Origin of the sequence: Bradyrhizobium sp. IC3123 (assembly GCF_020193625.1) — a bacterium.
GTDB classification, from domain to species: Bacteria; Pseudomonadota; Alphaproteobacteria; order Rhizobiales; family Xanthobacteraceae; genus Bradyrhizobium; species Bradyrhizobium yuanmingense.
In genome coordinates, this window is record NZ_JADYVF010000001.1 from 513,759 (window position 1) to 538,304 (window position 24,546).

At 59.4% G+C, this 24,546-nt stretch carries 17 protein-coding genes; 16 read left to right on the forward strand and 1 reads right to left on the reverse strand.

Annotated features, from left to right (window positions below; translation table 11 throughout):
• Positions 1-236 precede the first annotated feature (236 nt).
• From rfbC to I6F20_RS02725, 9 genes are all read left to right on the forward strand, one after another.
• A complete protein-coding gene (gene rfbC / locus I6F20_RS02685) occupies positions 237-794 on the forward strand; it encodes a dTDP-4-dehydrorhamnose 3,5-epimerase (RefSeq protein ID WP_036013577.1) in 558 nt (185 codons plus the stop codon).
• Positions 795-807: 13 nt separating this feature from the next.
• Positions 808-1,866 (forward strand): dTDP-glucose 4,6-dehydratase, encoded by a 1,059-nt coding sequence (gene rfbB, locus I6F20_RS02690; RefSeq protein WP_036013580.1) that lies wholly within the window; start codon positions 808-810, stop codon positions 1,864-1,866.
• Between the two features lie 7 nt (positions 1,867-1,873).
• Complete coding sequence (rfbD, locus tag I6F20_RS02695) at positions 1,874-2,863, forward strand: dTDP-4-dehydrorhamnose reductase (RefSeq protein WP_225125001.1); 990 nt, start codon at positions 1,874-1,876, stop codon at positions 2,861-2,863.
• A complete protein-coding gene (rfbA, locus tag I6F20_RS02700) occupies positions 2,772-3,659 on the forward strand; it encodes a glucose-1-phosphate thymidylyltransferase RfbA (RefSeq protein ID WP_036013583.1) in 888 nt (295 codons plus the stop codon). Before rfbD ends, rfbA begins: the two co-directional genes overlap by 92 nt.
• Before the next feature lie 846 nt (positions 3,660-4,505).
• Positions 4,506-10,670 carry a DUF4082 domain-containing protein gene (locus I6F20_RS02705; RefSeq protein WP_249787748.1) on the forward strand — a complete coding sequence of 2,055 codons (6,165 nt, stop codon included), beginning with the start codon at positions 4,506-4,508 and terminating at the stop codon, positions 10,668-10,670.
• A gap of 11 nt (positions 10,671-10,681) precedes the next feature.
• Positions 10,682-11,002, forward strand: coding sequence for a hypothetical protein (locus I6F20_RS02710; RefSeq protein WP_036013607.1), 321 nt, complete (start codon positions 10,682-10,684; stop codon positions 11,000-11,002).
• Positions 10,980-13,199 carry a peptidase domain-containing ABC transporter gene (locus I6F20_RS02715; RefSeq protein WP_225125006.1) on the forward strand — a complete coding sequence of 740 codons (2,220 nt, stop codon included), beginning with the start codon at positions 10,980-10,982 and terminating at the stop codon, positions 13,197-13,199. Before I6F20_RS02710 ends, I6F20_RS02715 begins: the two co-directional genes overlap by 23 nt.
• On the forward strand, positions 13,196-14,623 hold the full coding sequence (locus I6F20_RS02720; protein ID WP_225125008.1) for an HlyD family type I secretion periplasmic adaptor subunit: 1,428 nt from the start codon (positions 13,196-13,198) through the stop codon (positions 14,621-14,623). The genes I6F20_RS02715 and I6F20_RS02720 overlap by 4 nt, the downstream gene beginning before the upstream one ends.
• 23 nt (positions 14,624-14,646) lie before the next feature.
• Complete coding sequence (locus tag I6F20_RS02725; protein WP_225125011.1) at positions 14,647-15,816, forward strand: hypothetical protein; 1,170 nt, start codon at positions 14,647-14,649, stop codon at positions 15,814-15,816.
• A 16-nt stretch (positions 15,817-15,832) separates the two neighbouring features.
• On the opposite strand, the gene I6F20_RS02730 is transcribed toward I6F20_RS02725, so the two are convergent.
• The gene (locus I6F20_RS02730; protein ID WP_036013610.1) at positions 15,833-16,720 is read right to left on the reverse strand and encodes a glycosyltransferase family 2 protein; all 888 of its coding nucleotides are present in this window, start codon (positions 16,718-16,720) and stop codon (positions 15,833-15,835) included.
• Positions 16,721-16,909: 189 nt separating this feature from the next.
• On the opposite strand from I6F20_RS02730, the gene I6F20_RS02735 reads away from it, so the two are divergent.
• The 7 genes from I6F20_RS02735 (at position 16,910) to I6F20_RS02765 (ending at position 24,528) form a co-directional block, all read left to right on the forward strand.
• On the forward strand, positions 16,910-17,704 hold the full coding sequence (locus I6F20_RS02735; protein WP_225125013.1) for a WecB/TagA/CpsF family glycosyltransferase: 795 nt from the start codon (positions 16,910-16,912) through the stop codon (positions 17,702-17,704).
• A gap of 3 nt (positions 17,705-17,707) precedes the next feature.
• A complete protein-coding gene (gene wecB, locus I6F20_RS02740) occupies positions 17,708-18,832 on the forward strand; it encodes a non-hydrolyzing UDP-N-acetylglucosamine 2-epimerase (RefSeq protein WP_036013612.1) in 1,125 nt (374 codons plus the stop codon).
• Complete coding sequence (gene wecC / locus I6F20_RS02745) at positions 18,825-20,087, forward strand: UDP-N-acetyl-D-mannosamine dehydrogenase (protein ID WP_036013614.1); 1,263 nt, start codon at positions 18,825-18,827, stop codon at positions 20,085-20,087. Before wecB ends, wecC begins: the two co-directional genes overlap by 8 nt.
• A gap of 39 nt (positions 20,088-20,126) precedes the next feature.
• Positions 20,127-21,191 carry a Gfo/Idh/MocA family protein gene (locus I6F20_RS02750; RefSeq protein WP_036013615.1) on the forward strand — a complete coding sequence of 355 codons (1,065 nt, stop codon included), beginning with the start codon at positions 20,127-20,129 and terminating at the stop codon, positions 21,189-21,191.
• 54 nt (positions 21,192-21,245) lie between these two features.
• Positions 21,246-22,721 carry an oligosaccharide flippase family protein gene (locus I6F20_RS02755; protein ID WP_036013617.1) on the forward strand — a complete coding sequence of 492 codons (1,476 nt, stop codon included), beginning with the start codon at positions 21,246-21,248 and terminating at the stop codon, positions 22,719-22,721.
• 34 nt (positions 22,722-22,755) lie between these two features.
• Positions 22,756-23,268: an acyltransferase gene (locus I6F20_RS02760; RefSeq protein WP_036013618.1), complete on the forward strand. Its 513-nt coding sequence runs from the start codon at positions 22,756-22,758 to the stop codon at positions 23,266-23,268.
• A 105-nt stretch (positions 23,269-23,373) separates the two neighbouring features.
• Positions 23,374-24,528 (forward strand): DegT/DnrJ/EryC1/StrS family aminotransferase, encoded by a 1,155-nt coding sequence (locus tag I6F20_RS02765; RefSeq protein WP_225125015.1) that lies wholly within the window; start codon positions 23,374-23,376, stop codon positions 24,526-24,528.
• The last annotated feature ends 18 nt before the right edge of the window (positions 24,529-24,546 follow it).

The following is a 24,546-nucleotide window of genomic DNA, read 5'->3' on the forward strand; positions in this document are numbered from 1 at the left end:
AAACAATATATTAATCGAGGCGTGGATGAAAAATGCGGGCGCGGCGGTTTTTCTTAAAGAGGCGTTTTGCGAATTCCAAGATGTTTCCGTGACTTGCAGCTGGTCTATTGGCTTCCGCGAAAATCATGCGACCGTTGTCGTGGTGGATTGTGAGGCTGGAAAATTAATCTCGACGGGAATTATGGTCCGCCTTATCGAAGCTGGATCTGAATTGAGCTCGGGCAGAAGGGTACCCAATGTTGGAACTGCGATCCTTGGCGATCCCAGATGTCAAAGTCATTCGCACAGATCGGTTTTCCGACGCCCGCGGCTACTTCTCTGAGACCTTCCAGCGCTCAGCGTTTGCAGAGAAGGGAATTCTGCATGACTTTGTTCAAGACAATCAGTCCAGCTCGGATCGGATTGGCACGGTGCGCGGCTTGCACTTCCAGCGGCCGCCCTTCGCCCAGGCGAAGTTGATACGGGTATTGAGCGGGGCGATTCTCGATATTGCAGTTGACCTTCGGCGTTCATCGCCCAGCTTCGGCAAGCACATCGCGATCCGGTTGGATAGTGAAGGCGGTGAGCAGGTGTTCATTCCGAAGGGATTCGCGCACGGCTTCTGTACGCTTCAACCCAAGACCGTCGTCTTATACAAAGTCGACCAGATATATGCCCCGAGTCATGATGGCGGAGTCTATTGGGCTGATCCAACATTAGAGATCGATTGGCCCGTTACGCCCTCGGAGGCCCAATTGTCGCGCAAGGACCAGACTCTTCCTACGCTCAGCCAGCTCGGTTGCGTTTTCGACTAGTGGAGGCGGTAGTATGCGCATCTTGGTGACCGGCGGAGCGGGCTTTATCGGTTCTGCGGTCTGTCGCCGTTTGGTGCTCCAGGCGGGTGCCGCAGTGATCAACATCGACAAGTTGACTTACGCAGCCAACCTGACGTCGCTCGCGAGCATCGAGAGGCTGGAGACTTATGTGTTCCTGAAATCCGACATTTGCGATCGGGAGACTATGGATTTTGCGTTCGCCGACTACGAGCCGGATGCAGTCATACATCTGGCCGCGGAAAGCCACGTCGACCGCTCGATCGACGGATCTCAAGCCTTCGTCAATACCAATGTGGTTGGCACCTACACGCTCTTGGAGGCGGCCAGAGCCTACTACGAACGTCAACCGGCCGCGAGGCGGAAGCACTTCCGATTCATCCATGTCTCGACGGACGAAGTCTACGGCTCATTGGGACCAGACGACTTGTTTCGCGAGGATACGCCCTATAGACCGAGCTCGCCCTACTCGGCGAGCAAGGCCGCCTCGGACCACCTCGCGCTCGCGTGGTTTCGAACCTACGGCCTGCCCGTGATCGTGTCGAACTGCTGCAACAACTACGGGCCGTATCAGTTTCCGGAAAAGCTCATCCCGCTGACGATCCTCAATGCGATCGATCGGAAACCTCTGCCGGTCTATGGCGACGGAAGGAATATCCGCGACTGGCTTCACGTCGATGATCATGCCGCGGGCTTGATAAGCCTTTTGCACGAAGGAAGGCCCGGCGAGAAGTACAATTTCGGCGGAGATGCCCAGCGATCCAACCTGGAGGTCGTCACCCGGATCTGTGACGTTGTGGATCGCATATCTCCGGGCGCCGAGTGCAGACGCTCTCTCATTGCGTTCGTGCCAGATCGTCCCGGGCATGATGCCCGCTATGCAGTCGACGCATCGAAAGCACATCGCGAGCTCGGCTGGAAACCGACCAGAACCTTCGAACAGGGTCTGTTCGAAACCGTCGGATGGTATCTCAAGAACCGCGCCTGGTGGGAACGTGCTCGCAGCGGCGTCTATGACGGCTCGCGTCTGGGTCTTCTGGCCGCCCAAAACTGAGGTGGAGATGACAGATCGACCAATCCTCTTTGCCGGACGGAATGGGCAGCTGGCGATGTGCCTTCGTGATCTTGCCACAACGCGCGGTTTGCCTGCGGTCGCTCTCGGGCGCCCAGAACTCGATCTAGAGAACCGGGAAGGGATCGACAAGCTCATTGCGTCGATCGGGCCGTCTGCGATCGTCAACACGGCCGCCTATACGGCGGTAGATCAGGCCGAATCTGAAGCGGCGAGGGCCTTCAGCATCAATCGCGATGGCGCGGCCGCGCTGGCGGATGTCGCGTGGCAAATGAACATTCCGCTCATCCATCTCTCGACCGACTACGTATTCGACGGTGCGAAACCCGATGCGTACGAAGAAAGCGACATTCCAGCGCCGTTGAACGTCTACGGTGCATCCAAGCTTGCCGGGGAGGCTGCCGTATTGGCAGCGCACCCGCTCGCGACCGTGATCAGATGCTCCTGGCTTTACAGTCCCTATGGCAGCAACTTCGTCCGAACGATGCTGCGGCTATGCGAGACGCAGCAGGTCGTAAGGGTTGTCAGCGACCAACATGGTAACCCGACTTACGCTTTCGACCTCGCAGAAGCCGTCCTTCGGATCGCTCAACGATCACTAACGGACGATCGCAGGGCCACGGCCGGCATCTTTCATCTCGGTGGCCAAGGCGAGGCAAGCTGGTACGATTTTGCGCAGGCAATCTTCCACGAGTGTTCCCGTCGTGGAGCGCGGATTCGGGCGCTCGAGGCGATCACGACTGAGGAGTTTCCGACCGCTGCGCGCCGGCCTCTGAACTCGCGTCTGGACTCATCCAAGGCCGAACGCGTGTTCGGGATCCGCTTGGCGCCTTGGCGCCATTCACTCCAAGCTTGTCTGGACCAGTTGGTCGGAGAAGGAGACGCCGATGCTGAAGGGAATCGTGCTGGCTGGCGGCAGCGGAACGCGTCTATATCCGATCACGCGCGTGGTCAGCAAACAGTTGCTCCCGATCTATGACAAGCCGATGATCTATTATCCGCTGTCGACGCTGATGTTGGCAGGGATCCGCGAAATCTTGATCATCACCACGCCTTCGGATCGGTGTCAGTTCGAGCGATTGCTGGGCGACGGAAGCCAATGGGGCATCCGGCTCAGCTACGCGGAGCAAGCCCGACCCGCCGGTCTCGCGGACGCGTTCATTGTCGGGGCCGATTTCATCGGTGGCGATCGCGTGGCGATGGTGCTTGGGGATAATATTTTCTTCGGCGATGGCCTGAGTGAGTTGCTTGCCAGGGCGGCAGGTCGCCCGGAAGGCGCAACTGTCTTTGCCTATCACGTGCGAGACCCAGAACGATACGGCGTGGTCGCGTTTGATGAAGCGGACCGCCCCGTGTCGATCGAAGAGAAACCCAAACGGCCGGCTTCGAACTGGGCAATCACAGGACTTTATTTCTTCGACAATCGCGTGGTCCGCTACGCTCGCCGCGTCGAGCCATCGTCGCGCGGCGAGCTCGAGATTACCGATCTTCAGATGCGTTATCTTTCGGCCAATGCGCTGCACGTCGAGCGCATGGGGCGGGGATTTGCGTGGCTGGATACCGGCACGGTCGAATCTCTCATCGATGCAGGGACGTTCGTCCAGACCCTGGAAAAGCGGCAGGGAATGAAGATTGCGTGTCTGGAGGAGGTCGCGTTCAGACTCGGCTTCATTGATCGCGATCAACTTCTGGCGCTGGCGCAACCGCTCGAGAAGAGCGGCTATGGCAAATATCTGAGCGAAATCATGCGTCTGCCGCAGTTTCTCTCGCATTAGCGCTACTCAACCGATATCAAAAACAATGTTAAATATAAAGTGCATTGAATTGACCGTGGTTTAAAACGCAATTAAAATATTAGAGGCGATTATTATTTAATCGGTATGCTCATGCTGATTCGAAAGGCGAGTGTCTACAGCTGTGGAACTAGACCCGTCAGCTGGGGGGAAGATATTCCAGCCCCTTGGCAGGAATCAACGTTCTGGAAGGCTTTCGCTAGCTACGACCCGCTTGGCCCGTCGGCTCCGCCGCCTCTCAATCAGCCAATAAGCGAGCCGTCCACTCTGCCCGCCCGCGTCGGTGAAGCCTGGTTCTTCGAACGGACGTCTCGTGCCAGCGCGGGTCATTTGTCGGACTTGCTCCGCGTTCCGCCCCGTCTCTTCGCCGCACCTTCCCACTCGCGATTGTCTACGCTGCTGTCTTCGACGTCTTTGACGAGCGGTCAAGGCTTGACGCCAGCGACTGCATCTGTGGCAAGCGCGACGCCGACGTCACAATGGGCTGCCACCGCTGCCGCCACTCACTGGGCTCACCCGACTGACGGAGCCTGGAATGTCGCAACCAACTGGAGCGCCGGGCTTCCGGGGATCACCGATGCAGCTTTCCTAGATGCAGCAGGAACGTATGTCGTCACGAGCTCGGCCAGTGTTGACATTGGGAGCCTGGTCCTCGGTGAAGGTACGACGCTTTTGCTGGGGGCTGGCTCGCCGTTTATCGTCGAGGGCGATGTGCTGAACAACGGGACTGTCGAAGTTGCGGCGTTCCTTGGCAATCGCATTGCGACCGGCGCCTTTAAGGGTGACGTCAGCGGCACTGGGTCGTTCGAGATCGGCGACCAAACGATCATGGAGATCGGAGGTTCCGTTTCGGGCCAGCTCTTGGATGGATCGTTCTCCGGCATAACCGTATCGTTTGACACGGAAGCTGGCACGCTTGTCCTCGAGGACTCGGCCAACTTCGATGGGTTGATCACAGGTCCGTGGCCGGGAGGATCGCTTTCTCCCGGGAATTTGATCGACCTGAAGGATCTAACCTTCACATCGTCGATGTCGGCGAGCGTCCACTACGATACCACCTCAAATATCAGTACGGTCGATTTCAGCAACGGTGCGGCCAATGTCACCTTGCTGTTCTCGGGGATGGACCTGAACTGGAAGTTCAAGAGCGACGGGCAGGGAGGCACCATCGTCTCCGATCCGCCCGCGAACCCCATTGTACTCGAAAATCAGAAGCCAGGCACGCCGAGAAGCGTTTGGGCGATCCAGCCGGGCGACAACTCGACTCTGACCCAGGGGTTTGCGACAGCAATCAGCACCAACGTCGGGGGAACGGTCCAATTCAAGATCAACAACCTGACCGGCAACCCGAATTACCGCGTCGATGTTTACCGGCTGGGCTACTACGGTGGCAACGGTGCCAGACTGATCACGAGCCTGCAACATCAGTCTGCAGCCGCGATCGTTCAACCTGCTCCAATAAGAGATGTTTCGACCGGTCTGGTAGATGCAGGCAACTGGAGCGTAACCGATTCCTGGAACGTGCCGACCGACGCGACCTCGGGCGTCTACATCGCCAACGTTATCAACGGCACCGAAATTTTCCAGATTCCATTCATCATAAGGGATGACGCTTCGCACAGCGATATCGTCCTGCAGACAAGTGATCAAGACTGGCAAGCCTATAATGGTTGGGGCGGGGCCAACCTGTATTTCGGGAACGGCCCGGGAATCAATGGATCGGCCTACGCCGTCAGCTACAATCGGCCCCTTGTAACGCGTGACGGCACCGGTACCTTCTCTGAAGGAGGAGACTCCCCGTTCACGGCCGAGATTGCCGCTATCTATTGGCTCGAGCAGAACGGGTACGATGTCTCTTACATTTCTGGAATAGATGCTGCGACGAACGGCTCGTTATTGCTCAATCATAAAGTCTTTATGGACGCGGGGCATGACGAGTATTGGACCGAAGCTCAGCGCGCCAACGTCGAGGCCGCAGCGCACGCCGGCGTGAACCTTGCGTTTCTCACAGCCAACGAGATCTTTTGGAAAACGAGGTTAGCGCCTAGCATCGACGGCAGCGGGACAGCCAATCGTACGCTGATTAGCTACAAGGACACGCACGCAAATGCGCTGATTGATCCGTCAGGACAGGCAACCGGAAACTTCTCCGACCCGCGGTTCGGGGCGCCTCTTCCATCGAATCAGCTGACCGGTACATTGTTCGCGGTCAACGCGTTTCGCTACGATACGATCACGATACCGTACCCCATGACTCAATTGCGCTTCTGGCGCAATACGACCGTCGCGCAAACCTCACCCGGGCAGACAGCCTCGCTCGTGCCGGGCCTGTTAGGCGTTGAGTGGGATATTGCGCCTGACAACGGATTTCGCCCGGCTGGATTGATCAGCGTCTCATCTTCGACGATCAATGTGGACGGAAAGTATCTGCTTGACTATGGCAACACGTTCGGAGCAGGCACGGCGACCCACAATCTGGTCTTGCATCGGGATCCCGTCAGCGGCGCACTGATATTCTCGGCCGGTTCAATCAACTGGCCGTGGGGGCTTGCTAGCGACCACGACGGACCAGCGACCCCGGTAGATCCTAATGTCCAGCAGGCGATGGTTAACCTTTTCGCCGACATGGGCGTTCAGCCGGGGACGCTGCAGGCAAACCTGACGGCCGCGATTCGGTCGACCGACATTACGGCGCCGACTTCTAGTATCGCCAATCTCTCCGCCGCCAGCGTTGTCGAGGGGCAATCGGTTACGGTGACGGGGGCGGCCACTGATGCGGGTGGAAAGATTGCCGGCGTCGAAATTTCCACGGATGGCGGAACGAGCTGGCATCCAGCGAATAGCAATGTCGGCGCGGCGAATGTCACGTGGTCATATACGTTCGTTACAGGCGCGCAGGGGACATATCGTCTCAAGACCAGGGCGGTCGACGACAGCCTGAATCTGGAAACACCTGGTGCGGGCACGACCTACACGGTTACGCCGTCTTCCAACCTGACGCTCTTCAGTCCGACCGACACGCCTGCGGTGATCTCGAGCAGTGATTCCGGCGCAGTTGAGGTCGGCGTCAAATTCATCCCCGCAGTGTCGGGCAAGATCACCGGCATTCGTTTCTACAAGGCGTCTGATAATACCGGCACCCACATCGGTGACCTCTGGAGCTCCAACGGGACGCTGCTTGCGAGCGCCACGTTTAGCAACGAAACGGCGAGTGGATGGCAGCAGGTTGATTTCGCAACGCCTGTCAATGTGCAGGCGGGTGTCACGTATGTTGCTTCCTATCACACGAACACCGGCCACTATTCCTCGACGGACTACTACTTCATCGACTATGACGGCGTTACCAAAGGCGCGCTCACCGCCCCCGGAAACAGCCTCAACGGCGTCTATGCCTATGGCAGTAGCCCGGTCTTCCCCAGCAACGCCTCCAATATCAAGGCCGCAAATTACTGGGTGGACGTTGTCTTCAACGATTCAGGCTCAACCTCGCCCCAAGCCAATGCGGACAGCGGCTTCACAGTTAGCCAGAATGGGGTGCTGAATATTGCAGCTGCAACTCTGCTCGCGAACGACACCAACGCATCCGGATTGGCTTTCTCGATCACCGGCGTCAGCAACGCTTCCAATGGCAGCGTAAGCTACAATTCGCAGAACCAGACCGTGACCTTCACGCCCACCGCTGGCTATGCCGGCGCGGCGAGCTTCACCTACACGATCACGGACACCAGCGGCCAGAGCGGGTCCGGCCAGGTGTCGCTCAAGGTCAACTATCCGGCCTCGGCGCAGAGCCTGTTCGGCACCAATGATGCGCCAAGCGTCCCCAATTCCGGCGATACCAGCCCCGTCGAAGTCGGAGTTAAGTTCACCGCATCGGTGAACGGGACAATAACCGGCCTGCGCTTCTACAAGGGATCGTTGAATACGGGTCCCCATATTGCGGATCTCTGGAGCTCGACCGGAACCCTGCTTGCAACCGCGACGTTCACGAACGAGACCGCCTCCGGCTGGCAGCAGGTCAATTTCTCCACCCCGGTCGCGATCACGGCAGGGACCACGTACGTCGCGTCCTATCACACCAACGGCAATTATTCCGGTACCCAGAACTATTTCGCGACGTCGCTTGCCAATGGCCAGTTGACGGCACCGGCTGGCGCCAACGGGGTCTATGCCTATGGATCTGGAAGCGCGTTCCCGACGAATAGCTTTAAATCCTCCAACTACTGGGTCGACGTCGTCTTCAACGGATCCGCCGCAGCCAGTGCGCCCCAAGCCAATGCGGACAGCGGCTTCACAGTTAGCCAGAATGGGGTGCTGAATATTGCAGCTGCAACGCTGCTCGCGAACGACACCAACGCGTCCGGATTGGCTTTCTCGATTACCGGCGTCAGCAACGCTTCCAATGGCAGCGTAAGCTACAATTCGCAGAACCAGACCGTGACCTTCACGCCCACCGCTGGCTATGCCGGCGCGGCGAGCTTCACCTACACGATCACGGACACCAGCGGCCAGAGCGGGTCCGGCCAGGTGTCGCTCAAGGTCAACTATCCGGCCTCGGCGCAGAGCCTGTTCGGCACCAATGATGCGCCAAGCGTCCCCAATTCCGGCGATACCAGCCCCGTCGAAGTCGGAGTCAAGTTCACCGCATCGGTGAACGGGACAATAACCGGCCTGCGCTTCTACAAGGGATCGTTGAATACGGGTCCCCATATTGCGGATCTCTGGAGCTCGACCGGAACCCTGCTTGCAACCGCGACGTTCACGAACGAGACAGCCAGCGGCTGGCAACAGGTCAGCTTCTCCACCCCGGTCGCGATCACGGCAGGCACCACCTATGTCGCGTCCTATCACACCAACGGCAATTACTCCGGCACCCAGAACTATTTCGCGACGTCGCTTGCCAACGGCCAATTGACAGCTCCGGCGGGCGCTAACGGAGTTTATGCCTACGGATCCGGAAGCGCGTTCCCGACGAACAGCTATAGATCCTCGAACTATTGGGTCGACGTCGTCTTCAACGGATCCTCCGCCGCCAACAATACGTCCCCCACCGCTGTTGCTGACTCTGCGAATGCTACGGAGAAGGGCGGCGCCAACAACAGCGCTGGCGGTTCACCCGCCACCGGCAACATACTGGCCAACGACACCGATCCCGATTCTGGCGACACCAAGACCGTCACTGCATTCAGCTTTGGCACGACCAGCGGGACGTTCCAGACGCCTCTCGCGGGCGCGCACGGCACGCTCTTGCTCAATGCCTCGGGGGCTTTCACCTACACGGTGAACGAGAACGATCAAGCCGTGCAGGCCTTGCGGCAGTCGACTGATACGCTGAACGACGTCTTCAGCTATACGATGCGCGACGCCGCGGGCGCGGCGTCGTCGGCAACCCTTTCTGTCACCATTCACGGCTCCAACGACGTGCCGGTCCTGGCAATTCAGACCGGCAACCAGGCCGCGACCGTTGGCTCGGCGTTTTCGCTAACGCTACCCGCCGGCACCTTTACCGATGTCGATGCCGGCGACTCGCTCACCTACAGCGCAACCGCTGGTAGTTCAGGGCTTCCGGCCTGGCTCACGTTCACTCCATCGACCCGAACCTTTACCGGCACGCCGACGTCCGCGGACGTTGGCACGTTCAGCGTCACGGTGTCCGCTGCCGATCTCGGTAACCTCACGAGCAGCGAGACATTCAATATCGCAGTTTCGGCGGTTCCTTCGACCGTGAGCCTATTCTCTACCACCGATACTCCGGCGATCCGATCGGGGTCTGACACTTCCCAAGTCAACCTCGGAATGCAATTCACGTCGTCCGTGGCAGGCACGATTACCGGAATCAAATACTACAAGAGCGCGAATGATCCCGGAACCCATACGGGCTCGTTGTGGAGCAGCACCGGCGCGCTGCTGGCGACCGCGACTTTCACGAACGAGAGCAGCAGCGGTTGGCAGACAGTCACGTTCAGCAATCCGGTGTCCATCACAGCCGGCACCACCTACGTCGCAAGCTATCATAGCAACGGCCACTACGCCTCCACCACCAGCTACTTCACCGCCGCTCGCACCAATGGGCCGCTCACGGCTCCCGCGAACATCAACGGCCTCTACACCTATGGAACGAGCAATTTGCTCCCGACCAATACCTATAACGCGAGCAATTACTGGGTTGATGTCGTGTTCAACAGCTCGAGCGGCGGCCCCAACCGGTCACCCGTCGCCGCGAACGACAGCGGCTTCGACGCCACGCAGAACGTGCCTTTCGGGATCCCGGCCTCGGCACTGCTTTCCAACGATACCGATCCGGACGGCAATACGCTTACGATCACGGGCGCGAGCGGTGGTGTGAACGGTGTCGCCAGTTACAACGCCCAAAGTAACAGTGTGATCTTCACACCGACGACCGGTTACACGGGGCCGGCATCGTTCAACTACAGCATCTCCGATGGCCAAGGTGGCTCCGCCAGCGCATCCGTCGCCCTCGACGTGAATGCTGCGTCTTCAACGACTGTGCGCCTGTTTAGCGCAAGTCATGAGCCTAGCATTGTGGCGGCCAATGATCCTAGGTCTGTGGAGCTGGGCCTCAAATTCCAGACCTCGACACCGGGCGATATCATCGGCATTCGCTTCTACAAGGGGCCAACCAACACGGGCGCTCACGTTGCAGATCTTTGGAGCAGCACAGGGACGTTGCTGGCAACTGCGGCCTTTACCAACGAGACGGCGGACGGCTGGCAGCAGGTCAATTTCGCGACGCCCGTGACGATCATGCCGGAAACCACATACATAGCCTCCTATCACACTGCCGGGAACTACGCAGCCGATCCAGGCCTGCTCGCCAACGCAATTACCAACGGACCTCTGACGGCCCCATCCTCGGGATCGATAAGCGGGAACGGTGTGTTTGCATACGGGACAGATAGCCTATTCCCGACCAACACCTACAACTCAACGAGCTATGGCGTAGATGTTGTTTTCAGACCGCAGCTAGCAGCATAGGAGACGTAAAGATGCACGCCGAACTTTATACCGATGGAATCGAAGAAATTACCGTGAGCGGAACCATCGTCCGCATCGATCTGGTCAGTCTTTCACCGACAGAGCGTGACGCCAACAACGCCCCGAAACGCGTGTTTTCCCAACGGCTGATCTTTTCGGTCGAAGCCTTCGCCAATTCGGTCGACGTGATGCAAAAGGCGCTTCAGGGCCTGGTTGATGCGGGCGTGGTCCGGCGGAATCAGCCAGCTGAATCGCACAATGGTGCGTCGGGAGTACGTGATGCGCTCGCGCCCAACACACGGTCTCTGAATGTCTCTTCGAATTTCCGCTGAAATCGACGCTGCTGGCGGCGCGAAGGACCAGGTTGTGGACGCGCCCGCGCCCGGATTGTCAACGCAGACTGCATTGGAATGCCTGTCCAAGGCTTCCGGTCACCATGGCATAGATCTGCCGGTCGAGCGCTTGAAGCACGCCTATGCGGTGGCCGGCCCGCTCTCGTTGAATCTCTTGTTGCGCATGGCGAAGGATGCAGGGCTGCGCGCGAGGAGCACGAAGCTGGATTGGGGCGCGCTGATCCGTCTCGGAGAGGCCTATCCAGCGCTGGTGAGGCTCGCCAATGGCAACTGGATCGTTGTCCTTGGTGCGGGACGGCGAGCTGACGGCACCGAGGTCGTCAACATCTTCGACCCTCTTGCCGATCGCAAGCACGAAGTCTTGGTCGTCGACCGCGACCGATTCTGTGCCCAGTGGGCCGGTGAAACGATCCTGATCAAGCGAGCGCAATTGACGCAGGATGGTGGGAGGAGTTTCGGCCTTCGGTGGTTCGTGCCGGAACTGCTTCTTCAATGGCGGTTGTTCAGGGACGTCGCCATTGCCGCCATCCTGCTCTATGGGTTGGGCCTCGTCGTCCCGATATTCTTCCAGCTCGTCATCGACAAGGTTTTGGTTCACGAGAGCTTCACCACCCTTTACGTACTCGCGGCAGGAGCGGCCGTAGCGCTCGTCTTTGACGCGATATTCGGCTTTCTGCGGCGCTACTTGCTGCTATATGCGACCAACAGGGTCGACATTCGCGTTGCTACGAAGACGTTCGGTCATCTCCTCGGGCTGCCGGTCACGTTTTTCGAGCATATGGCGGCGGGGGTCCTGGTCAAACACATGCAGCAGGCGGCGAGGATCCGTGAGTTTCTGACCGGGCGCTTGTTTCTGACGACCCTCGATGCGCTTTCGCTATTCGTCTTCCTGCCTGTCCTTGCGCTTTATAGCGTCAGATTGACGTTGATCGTCCTGGCCTTCACCGCCGCGAGCGGCGCCGTCGTCGGCCTGCTCATGGGTCCATTTCGGCGACGACTGTACGATCTATACCAAGCGGAAGGTGCGCGGCAGGCTCTCCTCGTCGAAACGGTTCACGGCATGCGCACCGTGAAATCGCTTGGGATGGAGCCAGCGCAGAGCAGGGTTTGGGATAGCCGCTGCGCGCAGTCCGTGACGATGCGATTCGGTGTCGAGAAGATCTCGGCAGGCGCGCAGGCGCTCACCGGATTTCTCGAGAAGATCATGACGCTCGGAATCATCTCCATCGGAGCACTCGATGTCTTCGCCGGCCAAATGACAATCGGCGCGTTGGTCGCCTTCAACATGTTGGCCGGTAGGGTCTCCGGACCCCTGGTCCAACTCGTGACCATGGTGCACGAGTACCAGGAAGTAGCTCTTGCGGTGAAAATGCTCGGCGAGGTGATGAACCAGAAGCCTGAGCGCGACGGTCGGAAAGATGGGCTACGGCCTGACCTTGCCGGAAAAATCGAGTTCGAAAGTGTCTCGTTTCGCTACGGACCCGAGGGATCGCCGGCGCTTGATGATGTCTCCTTCACCGTCGAGCCAGGATCGATCTTCGGGATCGTGGGACGGAGTGGCTCCGGCAAGACGACTCTGACAAGGTTGATTTCGGGCATGTATCCGGTGCAGCAGGGCCTGCTGCGCATCGACGGATATGACTCGAGGGAGTTAGACCTCGCGCATCTGCGCCGAAACCTTGGAATCGTTCTGCAAGATAATTTCCTGTTTCGCGGGACGGTTCGCGAGAATATCGCCTGCGTGAAACGCGATGCCACCTTTGCCGAGGTCGTCGCTGCGGCGCAGCTCGCAGGCGCCGACGAGTTCATCGAACGGTTGCCGCGTGGCTTTGACACCATGCTTGAGGAAGATGCCTCGAACCTATCCGGCGGGCAGAGGCAGCGGCTCGCGATTGCGAGAGCTCTGATCGTCAATCCACGGATCTTGATTCTCGATGAAGCGACGAGTGCCCTCGATTCCGAAAGCGAAATGATCATCAGGCGCAATCTCCGCCGTTTGGCGGCAGGGCGTACCGTCATCATCGTCTCGCATCGATTGTCGATGCTGACGGAAGCAAGCCAGATCCTGGTGATGGACCGCGGCCGAATCGTCGATGTGGATCGCCACGACCACCTCCTGTCGAAATGCACCATCTACCGGCATTTGTGGAATCAACAGATGAAGCAGATTGCATGAGGAAGACAGGGCCATCACGCGCGGGTGTGAAGCCGAACGATCTTGTTCCGGCCAGACCGGTCGAGCGCCGCCGCAAGCTATTCAGGCCGGGGCCGAGGCGAGCATCAGTCATCGCCGAATTCCAGTCCGATGCCGCCGAGGTCGAGCAGCAAGCGCCACCGCGGCTCGCGCGTTTCACCCTTTACGGCGTAATTGCACTGATTGCTTTCGCGGTCATCTGGGCTTCCGTTTCGCAGGTGGAGATGATCGTCACGGCGCAGGGAAAACTGACCACGACACGTCCCAACCTGGTCGTGCAGCCATTGGAAACGTCGGTCATACGCGAGATCCACGTCAAGGCCGGTGATCGCGTCAACCGCGGCGAAGTTCTGGCCACCCTCGATCCGACGTTTTCGCAGGCGGATTTCGACCAACTGCGCGGCAGAGTGGCTGCATTCGATGCGTCAATCGATCGTCTGAGCGCCGAATTGAACGGAATCGAGTATGCCGTCAAAGAGCTGACGAATGCGGATCAAGTCCTGCAAGGCAAGTTGTCTTCGCAGAGGAGAGCCGCCTACGAGGCGCAGATTCAGAACTACGACGCACAGATCGCATCCGCGCAAGCCAATCTCAAGACGGCACAGAACGAAGAGGCGGTTCTCCTTCAGCGGCTCGACACGATGCGTTCGATTGAAGCGATGCGGACCACGCTGATGGATAAGGAGGTCGGTTCGAGGCTGAACTTTCTACTGTCTCGCGATGCTCGGCTCGAGGTCGAAAGCAATCTGGCGCGTGTTCGCGGCAGTATCGCCGATAGTACCCATCGGCTCGAAAAGGCCCGCGCTGATCAGAAAGTGTTCGCCGAGGAGTTTCGTCGCACCACCTATCTGGAACTGGTGGAGACGCTGCCGAAGCGCAATAGCGCAGCAGAGGAATTGAAGAAGGCGGAGCTTCGTCGACAGTTGATCGTCCTGCAGGCGCCGGCAGATGCCGTGGTCCTGGATATCGCGAACCGGACAGTCGGCTCGGTGGTTCGCGAAGCTGAAGCGCTGTTTGTCCTGGTTCCGCGTGACGTGCCGCTTCAGGCGGAGGTCAACATCGAGGGGCGGGATATCGGTCAAGTGGCGCTCGGACAGTCGGTTCGGATCAAGTTCGAAGCGTTTCCCTTCCAGAAGTATGGAACTGCAACGGGAGAAGTCCGCGTCATCAGTCAGGATACGTTCTCGCCGGATGCGAAGGCCGAAGGTGCGCCCCGCGCGCCAGCTCCCTATTACCGCGTACTGGTCGATTTGTCGGACACGCACCTTCGGCTGCCCGCGGAGCGCATTCAACTGATTCCGGGGATGGCGGTGACGGCCGAATTGAAGGTCGGGAAGCGCACCGTGATCTCCTATTTCCTCTATCCATTGCTGCGCGGATTGGATGAAAGCATCCGGGAATATTAACCCGACTTGGGAGGGCGGTTAACATGATCATTCGTCCGAATTTTGGGGTGAAGCTCGTGGTGCCCGCCGCGGCGAGTAAGCTCGCGCACAATTCCCCGCTGGTTGACTATGCACTCAACGGGCTGGAACGTTGTTGGTTACCCGAACACCGCAGGTGGTCGCATATCTACCATCTCGATGGACGTACCTCGCCGAACGAGTCGATCCCACGCAGCGACGTATTTTATACCCTCAACGTTCTACTCGGGATGTCGCGCGTTGCCGCCATTCCGGATGGGATTGATTTGTCCGAAATATTCAATCGCAACGCGTTGCTGCTCACGAAGCTTCCGGTGCGCAAGTACGCGTTCGGTATGGCGCTATGGAGCGCCGCCGAGCTCGGCCTCGAAATGCCGGAACCGGTCAAAACCGAGCTGAGAGCCATCCTTGCCGATGAGGCCCGGTGGAGGAGCTTCCGGGCGCAAGATCTGGGCATGCTGCTCACGGGAGCCGTGGCCCAGGCGAGGGCGGGCGAGAATGAGTGGGCACGCTATGCGCGGCCGCTCTATCGTTTCTTGAAGGACCGCTTTCACAGTGGATCGGGATTGTTCTTCGATGCGCCGTTCGGCTTTCGGCGGCGCTTCTCGACATTTGCGACGCAGACCTATCTCTCAATCGCCTGCTATCAATTTGGCGAATTCGCCGGCGATCCGTCCGCGCTTGTCATGGCCGACACCTGTGTGCGGAATCTGGTTGCGCTTCAAGGCCCACAGGGTGAGTGGCCCTGGTTTTTCGACGCGCAGAGCGGTCGCGTTCTTGATTTCTATGAGGTCTATTCGGTCCATCAGTATGGGATGGCTCCGGCACTGCTGGAATGGGCCGAGCGCTTTGGGCAGCGGGGGGCGCGGGATGCCCTGGTCAAGGGATTCAATTGGGTGCTTGGCCATAACCAGCTGGGCCGGGCCATGCTCGTGCCCGAACTGAGCCTGACCCTCCGTTCGCAGGTTCGCAAAGGTGAACTGACGACCAAGGTGCCGCGGGTCGCGCGCGCACTCAGGAACGCCTGGCTCGGAAGCGAGGAGCGGCTGGTCGACGGCACTGACGTGGAGGTTCGGTTCGAGTGCCGAAGCTACGAACTGGGCTGGATTCTGTGGTCGTTCGGCCGGCGTGCCGACCTGCCGGAGCTGACCCACAATGGTGCCTTCGGCGCCTGACGGAATCGGCGTTGCGCTAGCGATTCCAGGCGACCGCCCTTCGGCCTCGCAGGTGCGAGAGCATCGTGAGGGCGCGGTGCGCTCGGACGGCACACAACACGGCGATGGCCTTGAGGCGAACGCCGGTACCGTGCAGGCGATCGCTGGTCAGCACGGTCACAGCGTTCGGCGCGAGTGATGCGAAGACGAGCAACGCTTGCGCGAGCCAGCGCAAGCGCCAGATGGGTTTGCCTTCCGCCATGTTGCGGTAGTGCGCGATGTGTCGGTCCCATTTGGTGTAGAGCTCCTGGAGAGAGCCCCGGGCCGGGTGGAAGACGATCATTTCAGGGGTGTAGCGAAATCGAAGGCCGACGCGCAACGCGCGCTCCCCCCATTCCATGTCTTCGGCGACATCAATGCCCGCAAAAGGGCCGACGCGGTCGAAGTCGCGGCGAAACACCGCCATGTTGCCAGTGCCAGAATATCCGTGGCGCTCGATATAGAGCTTAAAGCGGTAAGCGAACACGCTTTCGTAAGCCGCAATGGCGTCAAGCTCCGCATCGTCCGGCCGCCAGATGCGGACGTCGCCCCCGAGAACAGTGCCAGCTGGAGACAGGGAAGACCATTTCATTACGCTGCTCAGCCAATCTTGATGGGCCCTGCAATCGGCGTCGATGAAGGCGAGGATCTCGCCGTTGGCAGCGGCGACGCCTGCGTTTCGCGCCGGGCCGGGCCCGGGACGCGGTTCATGCTCCAGCCGTACACCGGGATGACCGGCAACGACATCCATTGGGGGCGTTGCCGAGCCGTTGTCCACCACGATGATCTCGAACGCGTCCCGAGCGAGGGTCTGTGCATCCAGGCTGCGCAAGCAGGCTTCCAGCGCATCGGGCTGGTTGAGGTGGGGAATTACGACTGAAATCATCAGTTAATTCCTCTATTTAATTCCGGCTTCGTCTGTGACCCGCGACCTTACGCGGAGATCCTGTATTCACCGCATGCGGCGAATATTGTCAGATTTAAACATTGCAATTAAATGTTGCATCGGTATTATCTCTATAATAATCTTAAAAGCAAACATTAAACGAGTGGAATTTATGGGAGGTAGGTTCCGATGCGCGCCTCATTTCTGGGATGCCCTGTCGACCTGCTGACAATGGCGGAAACCGTCGATCTTGCGCGCGGGGCCATGCGCAGTCGGCGACGTCTGCAACACGTGGCGCTGAACGTCGCGAAATTGGTGAATATGAGATCTGATCCGGTGCTCGCGGCTGATGTCGCCAACAGCGATGTCGTCGGCCTCGATGGCATGGGGATTGTTTGGGGCGCTCGAGTGCTGGGGCTTCCGCCGACGCCGCGGGTCGCGGGGGTGGATCTCCTCGCCGAGTTGCTCGCGGTATGTGCGCAGGAAGGCTTCAAGCCGTATTTCCTGGGAGCCACTCCCGCCGTGCTGCACGAGGCGATGCAAGCCGCGCGCAAGAAGCATCCTTCACTCGTGTTTGCCGGCTCGCACGACGGCTACTTCAAACGCGAGCAGGAAAATGACGTGGTGAGGGACATCCAATCCAGCGCGGCCGATTGCCTCTTCATCGGCATGCCGACACCCCGGAAGGAGCGCTTCCTCGCCGCCCATCGCGATGAACTTGGCGTTCCCTTTATCATGGGGGTAGGTGGTTCATTCGATATTCTGGCAGGCACCGTTCGGCGCGCGCCGCCGCAGATTCAGAAACTCGGCCTCGAATGGCTCTACCGCATTTATCAGGAGCCTGGCCGGATGTGGTGGCGATACGCCACGACGAACACCCGGTTTGCAGGCATCCTGGCGCAAGCCCTCATGAGGCAGGCGTTTCGGAACCCGCTCGGTGCAGCCAGCGCCGTCCCTCCTGGTCCGAGCCGGATCGGGGGGTGAAGCGTGCGCAAGCATTTTTTCATCCTTCTGGGAACCCGGCCGGAAGCAATCAAGCTCTTTCCGGTGATCAATCGGCTCAAGGCCGAGGCGGGTAAGGACATCGCCGTGACGATCTGTGCGACGGCACAGCATCGGCACCTGCTTGATCAAGTCCTGAAGCTTGCCAAGGTGGTTCCGGATTTTGATCTGAACGTCATGACGGCCAATCAGTCTCTCGATCATCTGACCGCCCGGCTGCTCGGTCAAATTGGCGAACTCCTCGAAAAGGTGAAGCCCACCAGGATTATTGTCCAAGGCGACACGGCGACAGCCATGTCGGGGGCACTGGCATCCTACTATCACCGTATACCGGTCTCGCACATCGAGGCGGGTCTGCGCAGCGGCGACATCTTCGCTCCCTGGCCAGAGGAGGTGAACCGCAAGATCGTCGGCTCGATCGCCGATCAACATTTTGCTCCCACGGAGCGCGCGGCGCGCGCGTTGCGCTCCGAAAATGTCGCGGGCGACCGCATCCACGTGACCGGAAACACGGTGGTGGACGCTCTCATCCTCGCGAAAGCCATGGTCGAATCCGATCCAGGACTCTCGAGTCGGTGGGACGGTATCAAGAAACGTCACGGCAACCGTCGGATCATCCTGGTGACCTGCCATCGTAGGGAAAATTTCGGCGGCGGCGTTGCAAATATCGTGAACGCGCTCGAGACCATCCTGCGCAGGGAGGACGTTGCTGTGGTGCTTCCCGTGCACCCGAATCCGAATGTCCGCGACTTGTTTGCGTCCCGGTTGGCGGACCATCCGCGGGTCGCCCTCATTTCTCCGCAGGAATACACGGATTTCGTGAGCCTGCTCTCGTTGTCATATTTGGTCCTGACAGATTCAGGGGGCGTCCAGGAGGAGGCGCCCACTTTCGGGAAGCCGGTCCTGGTGATGCGCGAGACGACCGAGCGTCCCGAGGGCGTAGAAGCGGGAACGGCGCGACTCGTCGGTGCCGACTACGACAGGATCGTTTCGGAAACATTCCGTCTCCTCGACGATGACGAGACTTACGCTGCCATGGCGCGTTCGCACAATCCGTTCGGTGACGGACACGCGAGCGAGCGGATCGTGAAGGTTCTTCTCGATGCCTGAATTCCAGAAAATCAATGTCATCGGACTTGGCTATATCGGGCTGCCGACAGCGGCTCTGATTGCGAGCCGTGGACTGCAGGTGGTTGGCATCGATACCAGCGAACGCGTTGTCGACACGGTTGCATCCGGCAAAATTCATATCGCTGAGCCCGATCTCGATGGTCTCGTTTCCAAGGTCGTATCGAGCGGTGCGCTCACGACGGCCAGGAAACCGCAGCCGGCGGACGTATTCATCATCGCAGTACCGACCCCGATCGATCACGAGAACCGCCCGGATTTGGCAAGCGTGAATGCCGCAGTCGACAACATCGTGGATCTTCTGGCGCCAGGAAACCTTGTCATCCTTGAATCGACGTCGCCGATTGGGACAACTGAAGCCATCGCAAAGCGGATCGTCGAACGCAGGCCGGAGCTTCACATAGGCGTCAACGGCAAGGAGGATGGAGCGATTTACGTCGCTTACTGTCCCGAACGCGTGTTGCCGGGACGGATCCTGACCGAGCTTATCAACAACGACAGGTGCATCGGCGGAATTACGCCGACCTGCACGCGACGTGCTCAGCGCTTCTACAAGATGTTCGTTCGCGGCGCCTGCGTCGGTACTACGGCGCGTGCGGCCGAGTTGGTCAAGCTGACGGAGAACGCCTTCCGCGATACCAACATCGCATTCGCCAACGAACTCTCGATGATTTGCGACAGGTTCGACATCAACGTCTGGGAAGTGATCGATATCGCCAACCGCCATCCTCGCGTGAACATTTTGCGGCCGGGACCGGGAGTCGGGGGGCACTGTATTGCGGTCGACCCCTGGTTCATCATCGATTCTGTGCCGGATCTCGCGCGGGTAATGCGAACAAGCCGGGAAGTGAACAACGCCAAAACGCAGAAGATCATCGAGCGCACAGAGGCGCTGATCGACGATCATCCTTATGCGAACATTGCCTGCTGTGGATTGACGTTCAAGGCCAATGTCGACGACGTGCGTGAAAGCCCCGCTCTGGAAATTGCTACGCATCTCGCGGCGAAATACGGCGAACGTATCAAGGTTGTTGAGCCGAATCTGCGCCGTCTGCCGCCTCAATTGGCCGATTATCGCGTTGCATTCGTGAACATCGAGGAAGCGCTGCGCAGTTGCGAAATTGCGGTTCTCCTCGTCGACCATGACGAATTCAAAATGGTGCCCTTGGCCGAGCGCCGGCACCTGGACGTCATCGATACGCGGGGCATATGGCAAGATATGCCGGCGCGGACGTAACGAGTAGAAGCGTAAACCCCCGAATGGATCGAGGTCAGTATGCGAGATAGCCAGCTTGGTATCGGGGTCGTGGGATACGGCTATTGGGGTCCCAATCTCGTTCGCAATTTCTCGCTGAACCCTGCCGCCCGCGTCGTCAGCGTCAGCGACCTAGACGCAGGCAGGCTCAGCGCCATAACGCAGCTCTACCCGGGAGTGGCAACCACCACCCGATTTGACGATCTGCTGAAGGACTCCGCGGTCGATGCAATCGCCATCGCGACGCCAGTGCACACCCATTATGAGTTGGCGATGGGCGCGCTAAGGGCTGGCAAGCATGTCCTAGTCGAAAAGCCCCTAGCGCCGAGCACGGGGCTCGTATCTCGCCTAATGGAGGAGGCGGACCGGCGCGGATTGACGCTGATGGTCGATCACACCTTTCTCTACACGCCGGCAGTCCAGAAGATTCGTGAGCTCCTGCAGAAGAGAGAGCTCGGCGACATCTACTATTACGATAGTACACGCTCGAGCCTCGGGCTGTTCCAGAAAGACGTAAATGTGATCTGGGATCTGGCGGTGCACGACATCTCGATCATCCACTATATCCTCGATGAAGAGCCGGTCGCGGTTTCGGCAACCGGCTCGTGCCATATTGCAGGTTCGCCGGAGAACATGGCCCACATCACGTTGTTCTTCGCCAACGCATGCGTCGCCCATGTCAGCGTCAACTGGCTCTCGCCTGTCAAGGTGCGGCAGACGTTCATTGGTGGCAGCAGGAAGATGATCGTTTATGACGATCTCGAGCCGACCGAGAAGGTGAAGGTCTACGACAAGGGAATTACGCTCGACAGCCCTCCCGAAAGCGCGCACCAGTTTCGAATCGGATATCGAGCCGGTGACATGTGGGCTCCGCATATCTCGCCCAAGGAGGCGCTGCAAACGGAGGTCGAGCATTTCGTCGACTGTGTGCGTACCGGAGGGCAGCCGATTTCGAGCGGCATGTCTGGGCTACGCGTGGTCGAGGTGCTTGAGGCAGCCTCGCGATCGATCGCGGAACATGGCAAACCGGTCGAGATCAGGCAGTTGCCGCGCAGGCTGCCGGAGCTGGCCCGAGCCACGGCATAATTGGCGGGTTTGGCCGTGTCTGTTCGCCAGCCGAGCCGCAGCGACGGAGTCGCGATGAGTTCAGTGCAGCGTTCATTCTTTTTCTCCGCTGTCGATCGCTATGCGGGCCTTGTGCTGTTCTTCTTTTCGACAGCAGTGCTGTCGCGTCTGCTGACGCCGGGCGAATTCGGGATCTTTGCGGTTGTCAATGCGCTGGCCGCCGTGATCGCAGCCGCTTTTCAGGAGTTTGGAGGCGCGAATTACCTGCTTCAAAAACATGAGCTGTCGCGCGGGACCATCCGCACGGCGTTCACGGTCACTTGTGTGATCTCACTCGTAGTTGCACTGATCCTGCTCGCCTCGGCCGGCGTTGTATCGCAGATATTTGGGCAGGAGGGCCTAAGGCGAGGTATCCAGGTTTCTGCGCTAAACCTTCTTCTCCTGCCGGTCTCCGGGACGTTGGCCGCATTGTTTCGTCGTGACATGCAGTTCGGGACGCTCGCGATCTGCAATCTCGCTAGCAACGTGACGATAGCGCTGGTTTCGATTGGACTGGCGCTTTTGCACTTCAGCTACATGGCTCCGGTCTGGGGTGGTGTGGCTGGTAGCGTCGTTCTCATGATCATGTTGTTGAGCTGGTATCGGGACTTCCGTGTGTTGCGTCCTTCGCTGTCCGAATACCGAGATGTTCTCAAATTCGGTCTGTATTCCAGCGGCGTCAGTGTTATCAATATCTTCTACAACCTTGCGCCCCAGCTATTTCTCGCGAAGATTCTCGATTTTGCCGCCGTAGGTCTCTATAGCCGGGCGATAAACCTGACCCAGGTCTTTGACAGGCTCGTCACGCAGGTGCTGAATCCGATCATCATGCCAGCGATTGTGTCGAGGCGTGCAGCCGGAGCGGATCTGAAGGGGGTCTATCTGGACGCGGTCCAACTGCTTTCCGCCGTGCAGTGGCCGTTTCTCACGTTCGTAGCGATCATGGCAAAACCGATCGTTCTGATCTGGCTTGGTGGAGCCTGGCTGGAGGTCGTGCCGTTGGTGCGCATTCTTTGCCTTGCCAATCTGGCGCTGTTCGCTGCGTGTCTGACATATCCTATATTCGTGGCCGTTGGACGCGTGCGCGACGCGCTCGTCTCATCCTTCATCTCGTTGCCGCCATCGCTCCTTGCTCTCTTGGGTGCGTCCTTCTTTGGCGTGGAGGCAGTAGCGGCGTGCGCGTTGCTGACGCTGCCGTTCCAGGCGGCAGTGGCGATTTACTATCTCAGTCGGCATCTGGCATTGCGGCCGGGCGAACTTGGCCGTGCCCTCGTAACGAGCGGTGTCGCCACCGTGGCGACCGCCTTGGGCGCAGCCACCTGTGCGGCGTTGATCGAGGCAGGAACTCTCAATCTCGTTGCAGGTCTCGCATCAGCGTTTGTGGTTGGCCCGCTTTGCTGGTGGTGGGGACTGATGGCGACAGGGCATCCTCTGCTGCAGCACCTTCGTCAAGCGGCCGCAGGGCTTGCGGAGATGGCGCCCCGGCTGCTCCCGTCACGCTCGGCGCTGTAAAGGGTTCTTTGACTGTGGAGACAGGGACACTGACATGCCAATAAAGGACACCGAGCTTGGCCGTGATGTCCGTATCCTGCATCCGGATCTGGTCAATCTGTATGGTTGCGCCGTCGGTGATGAGAGCAGGATCGGAACCTTCGTCGAGATCCAGGCCGGAGCAAAGATAGGTGCGCGGTGCAAGATATCGTCGCACAGCTTCATCTGTGAGGGCGTCACGATCGAGGACGAGGTGTTCGTCGGACACGGTGTGATGTTCACCAACGACAAGCACCCGAGGGCGACAACAGTGGGTGGTCGTCCCCAGCAAGCCACGGACTGGACGCTGCAGCGCACGCTTGTCGGCAGGGGCGCTTCCATCGGCTCGAATGCCACCATTCTGTGCGGTGTGACGATCGGCGCGGGAGCCTTCGTAGGCGCGGGAGCGGTGGTCACGAAGGACGTTCCGCCCGGCGCCGTCGTCGCCGGAGTGCCGGCGCGGGTTCTCTCCACCACTGAACACATGGTTGCGGGCATTCGCGCCTCATCAGAGGCGCTTCGCAGATAGTATTATTGCTAATATATATGCGGCTCGCAATTTAATGCTTGATTATATTTGTTAATGAGATTTAAATATTCGATATAATTCAGCCCCAATCCAAGGTTCTGAATCTTGATACCCTTCCTGGACCTCAAAGCGCAATACAGCCAGATCAAGCCGGAAATCGACGCCGCGGTGGCGAGGGTCGTCAGCAGCGGGCACTTCGTGCTCGGGCCCGAGGTCACGGCCTTCGAGGGACGCTTCGCGGATTATTGCGGTATCGCCCATTGCCGCGCAGTGAACAGTGGCACTTCGGCGCTTCACCTTGCACTGCTGGCGGCGGGTGTCGGGCCCGGCGACGAAGTCATCACGGTATCCATGACGTTCGTCGCCACGACCGCGGCCATCCTCTACAGCGGCGCCAGGCCGGTATTTGTCGACGTCGATCCGGTAACATGGACGATGGATCCCGGCTTGATCGAAGCTGCGATGACGCCGCGAACCAAGGCCATTCTGCCGGTTCACCTCCACGGGCTGATGGCCGACATGGATCCGATCATGGCGATCGCGCGTCGCCACGGGTTGACCGTCATTGAGGACGCCGCGCAGGCGCACGGTGCGGAGTACCGCGGGCGCCGCGCGGGCTCGATCGGCGATCTGGGATGCTTCAGCTTTTACCCCGGCAAGAATCTCGGAGCGTTTGGCGAAGGCGGGGCGCTCGTCACCGACCGGATTGAATTTGCGCGCCGCGTGTCACTGTTGCGGGATTGGGGGCAGGAGGCAAAATACGACCACGCCATTCCCGGATATAACTATCGCATGGACGAAATTCAGAGCGCGGTTCTGAACGTCAAGCTGGACCACATCGAGCGCTGGACCGAAGCCCGCCGGTCGCTCGCTAAGCGATACGATGCGCTGCTTGCCGATCTCCCGCTCGCACGACCCGGACCGCCCGCGCACGCCCGCCACGTCTATCACGTCTATGCGGTCAGATCGGAGCGGCGCGATGAGGCGCTGGCGCTGTTGCGTGATGCCGGTATCGGCGCCGGGATTCATTATCCCGTTCCGGTGCATCTGCAGAGAGCCTACGCGGAACTCCGTTATCGCGCTGGTGATCTCCCTGTCACCGAGATGCTCGCGAGGGAGTTCCTTTCTCTTCCCATCTATCCGGAGCTGCTGCCAGAACAGGCAGGCGAAGTTGTCGCCACATTGAGGCGCGCGACGGGACTGCAGCCTAGCGTAGCCGTCAGCACCCGAGCGGAGCATCTACAAAGCGTCTTGACATAGTCCCACAACAGGAGAGCG

Excerpts from the sequence above, each read along its gene's own strand:
- rfbC (WP_036013577.1), top strand. The coding sequence starts at position 237 with ATGTTGGAACTGCGATCCTTGGCGATCCCAGATGTCAAAGTCATTCGC.
- rfbB (WP_036013580.1), top strand. The coding sequence starts at position 808 with ATGCGCATCTTGGTGACCGGCGGAGCGGGCTTTATCGGTTCTGCGGTC.
- rfbD (WP_225125001.1), top strand. The coding sequence starts at position 1,874 with ATGACAGATCGACCAATCCTCTTTGCCGGACGGAATGGGCAGCTGGCG.
- rfbA (WP_036013583.1), top strand. The coding sequence starts at position 2,772 with ATGCTGAAGGGAATCGTGCTGGCTGGCGGCAGCGGAACGCGTCTATAT.
- I6F20_RS02705 (WP_249787748.1), top strand. The coding sequence starts at position 4,506 with ATGGAGATCGGAGGTTCCGTTTCGGGCCAGCTCTTGGATGGATCGTTC.
- I6F20_RS02710 (WP_036013607.1), top strand. The coding sequence starts at position 10,682 with ATGCACGCCGAACTTTATACCGATGGAATCGAAGAAATTACCGTGAGC.
- I6F20_RS02715 (WP_225125006.1), top strand. The coding sequence starts at position 10,980 with ATGTCTCTTCGAATTTCCGCTGAAATCGACGCTGCTGGCGGCGCGAAG.
- I6F20_RS02720 (WP_225125008.1), top strand. The coding sequence starts at position 13,196 with ATGAGGAAGACAGGGCCATCACGCGCGGGTGTGAAGCCGAACGATCTT.
- I6F20_RS02725 (WP_225125011.1), top strand. The coding sequence starts at position 14,647 with ATGATCATTCGTCCGAATTTTGGGGTGAAGCTCGTGGTGCCCGCCGCG.
- I6F20_RS02730 (WP_036013610.1), bottom strand. The coding sequence starts at position 16,720 with ATGATTTCAGTCGTAATTCCCCACCTCAACCAGCCCGATGCGCTGGAA.
- I6F20_RS02735 (WP_225125013.1), top strand. The coding sequence starts at position 16,910 with ATGCGCGCCTCATTTCTGGGATGCCCTGTCGACCTGCTGACAATGGCG.
- wecC (WP_036013614.1), top strand. The coding sequence starts at position 18,825 with ATGCCTGAATTCCAGAAAATCAATGTCATCGGACTTGGCTATATCGGG.
- I6F20_RS02750 (WP_036013615.1), top strand. The coding sequence starts at position 20,127 with ATGCGAGATAGCCAGCTTGGTATCGGGGTCGTGGGATACGGCTATTGG.
- I6F20_RS02755 (WP_036013617.1), top strand. The coding sequence starts at position 21,246 with ATGAGTTCAGTGCAGCGTTCATTCTTTTTCTCCGCTGTCGATCGCTAT.
- I6F20_RS02760 (WP_036013618.1), top strand. The coding sequence starts at position 22,756 with ATGCCAATAAAGGACACCGAGCTTGGCCGTGATGTCCGTATCCTGCAT.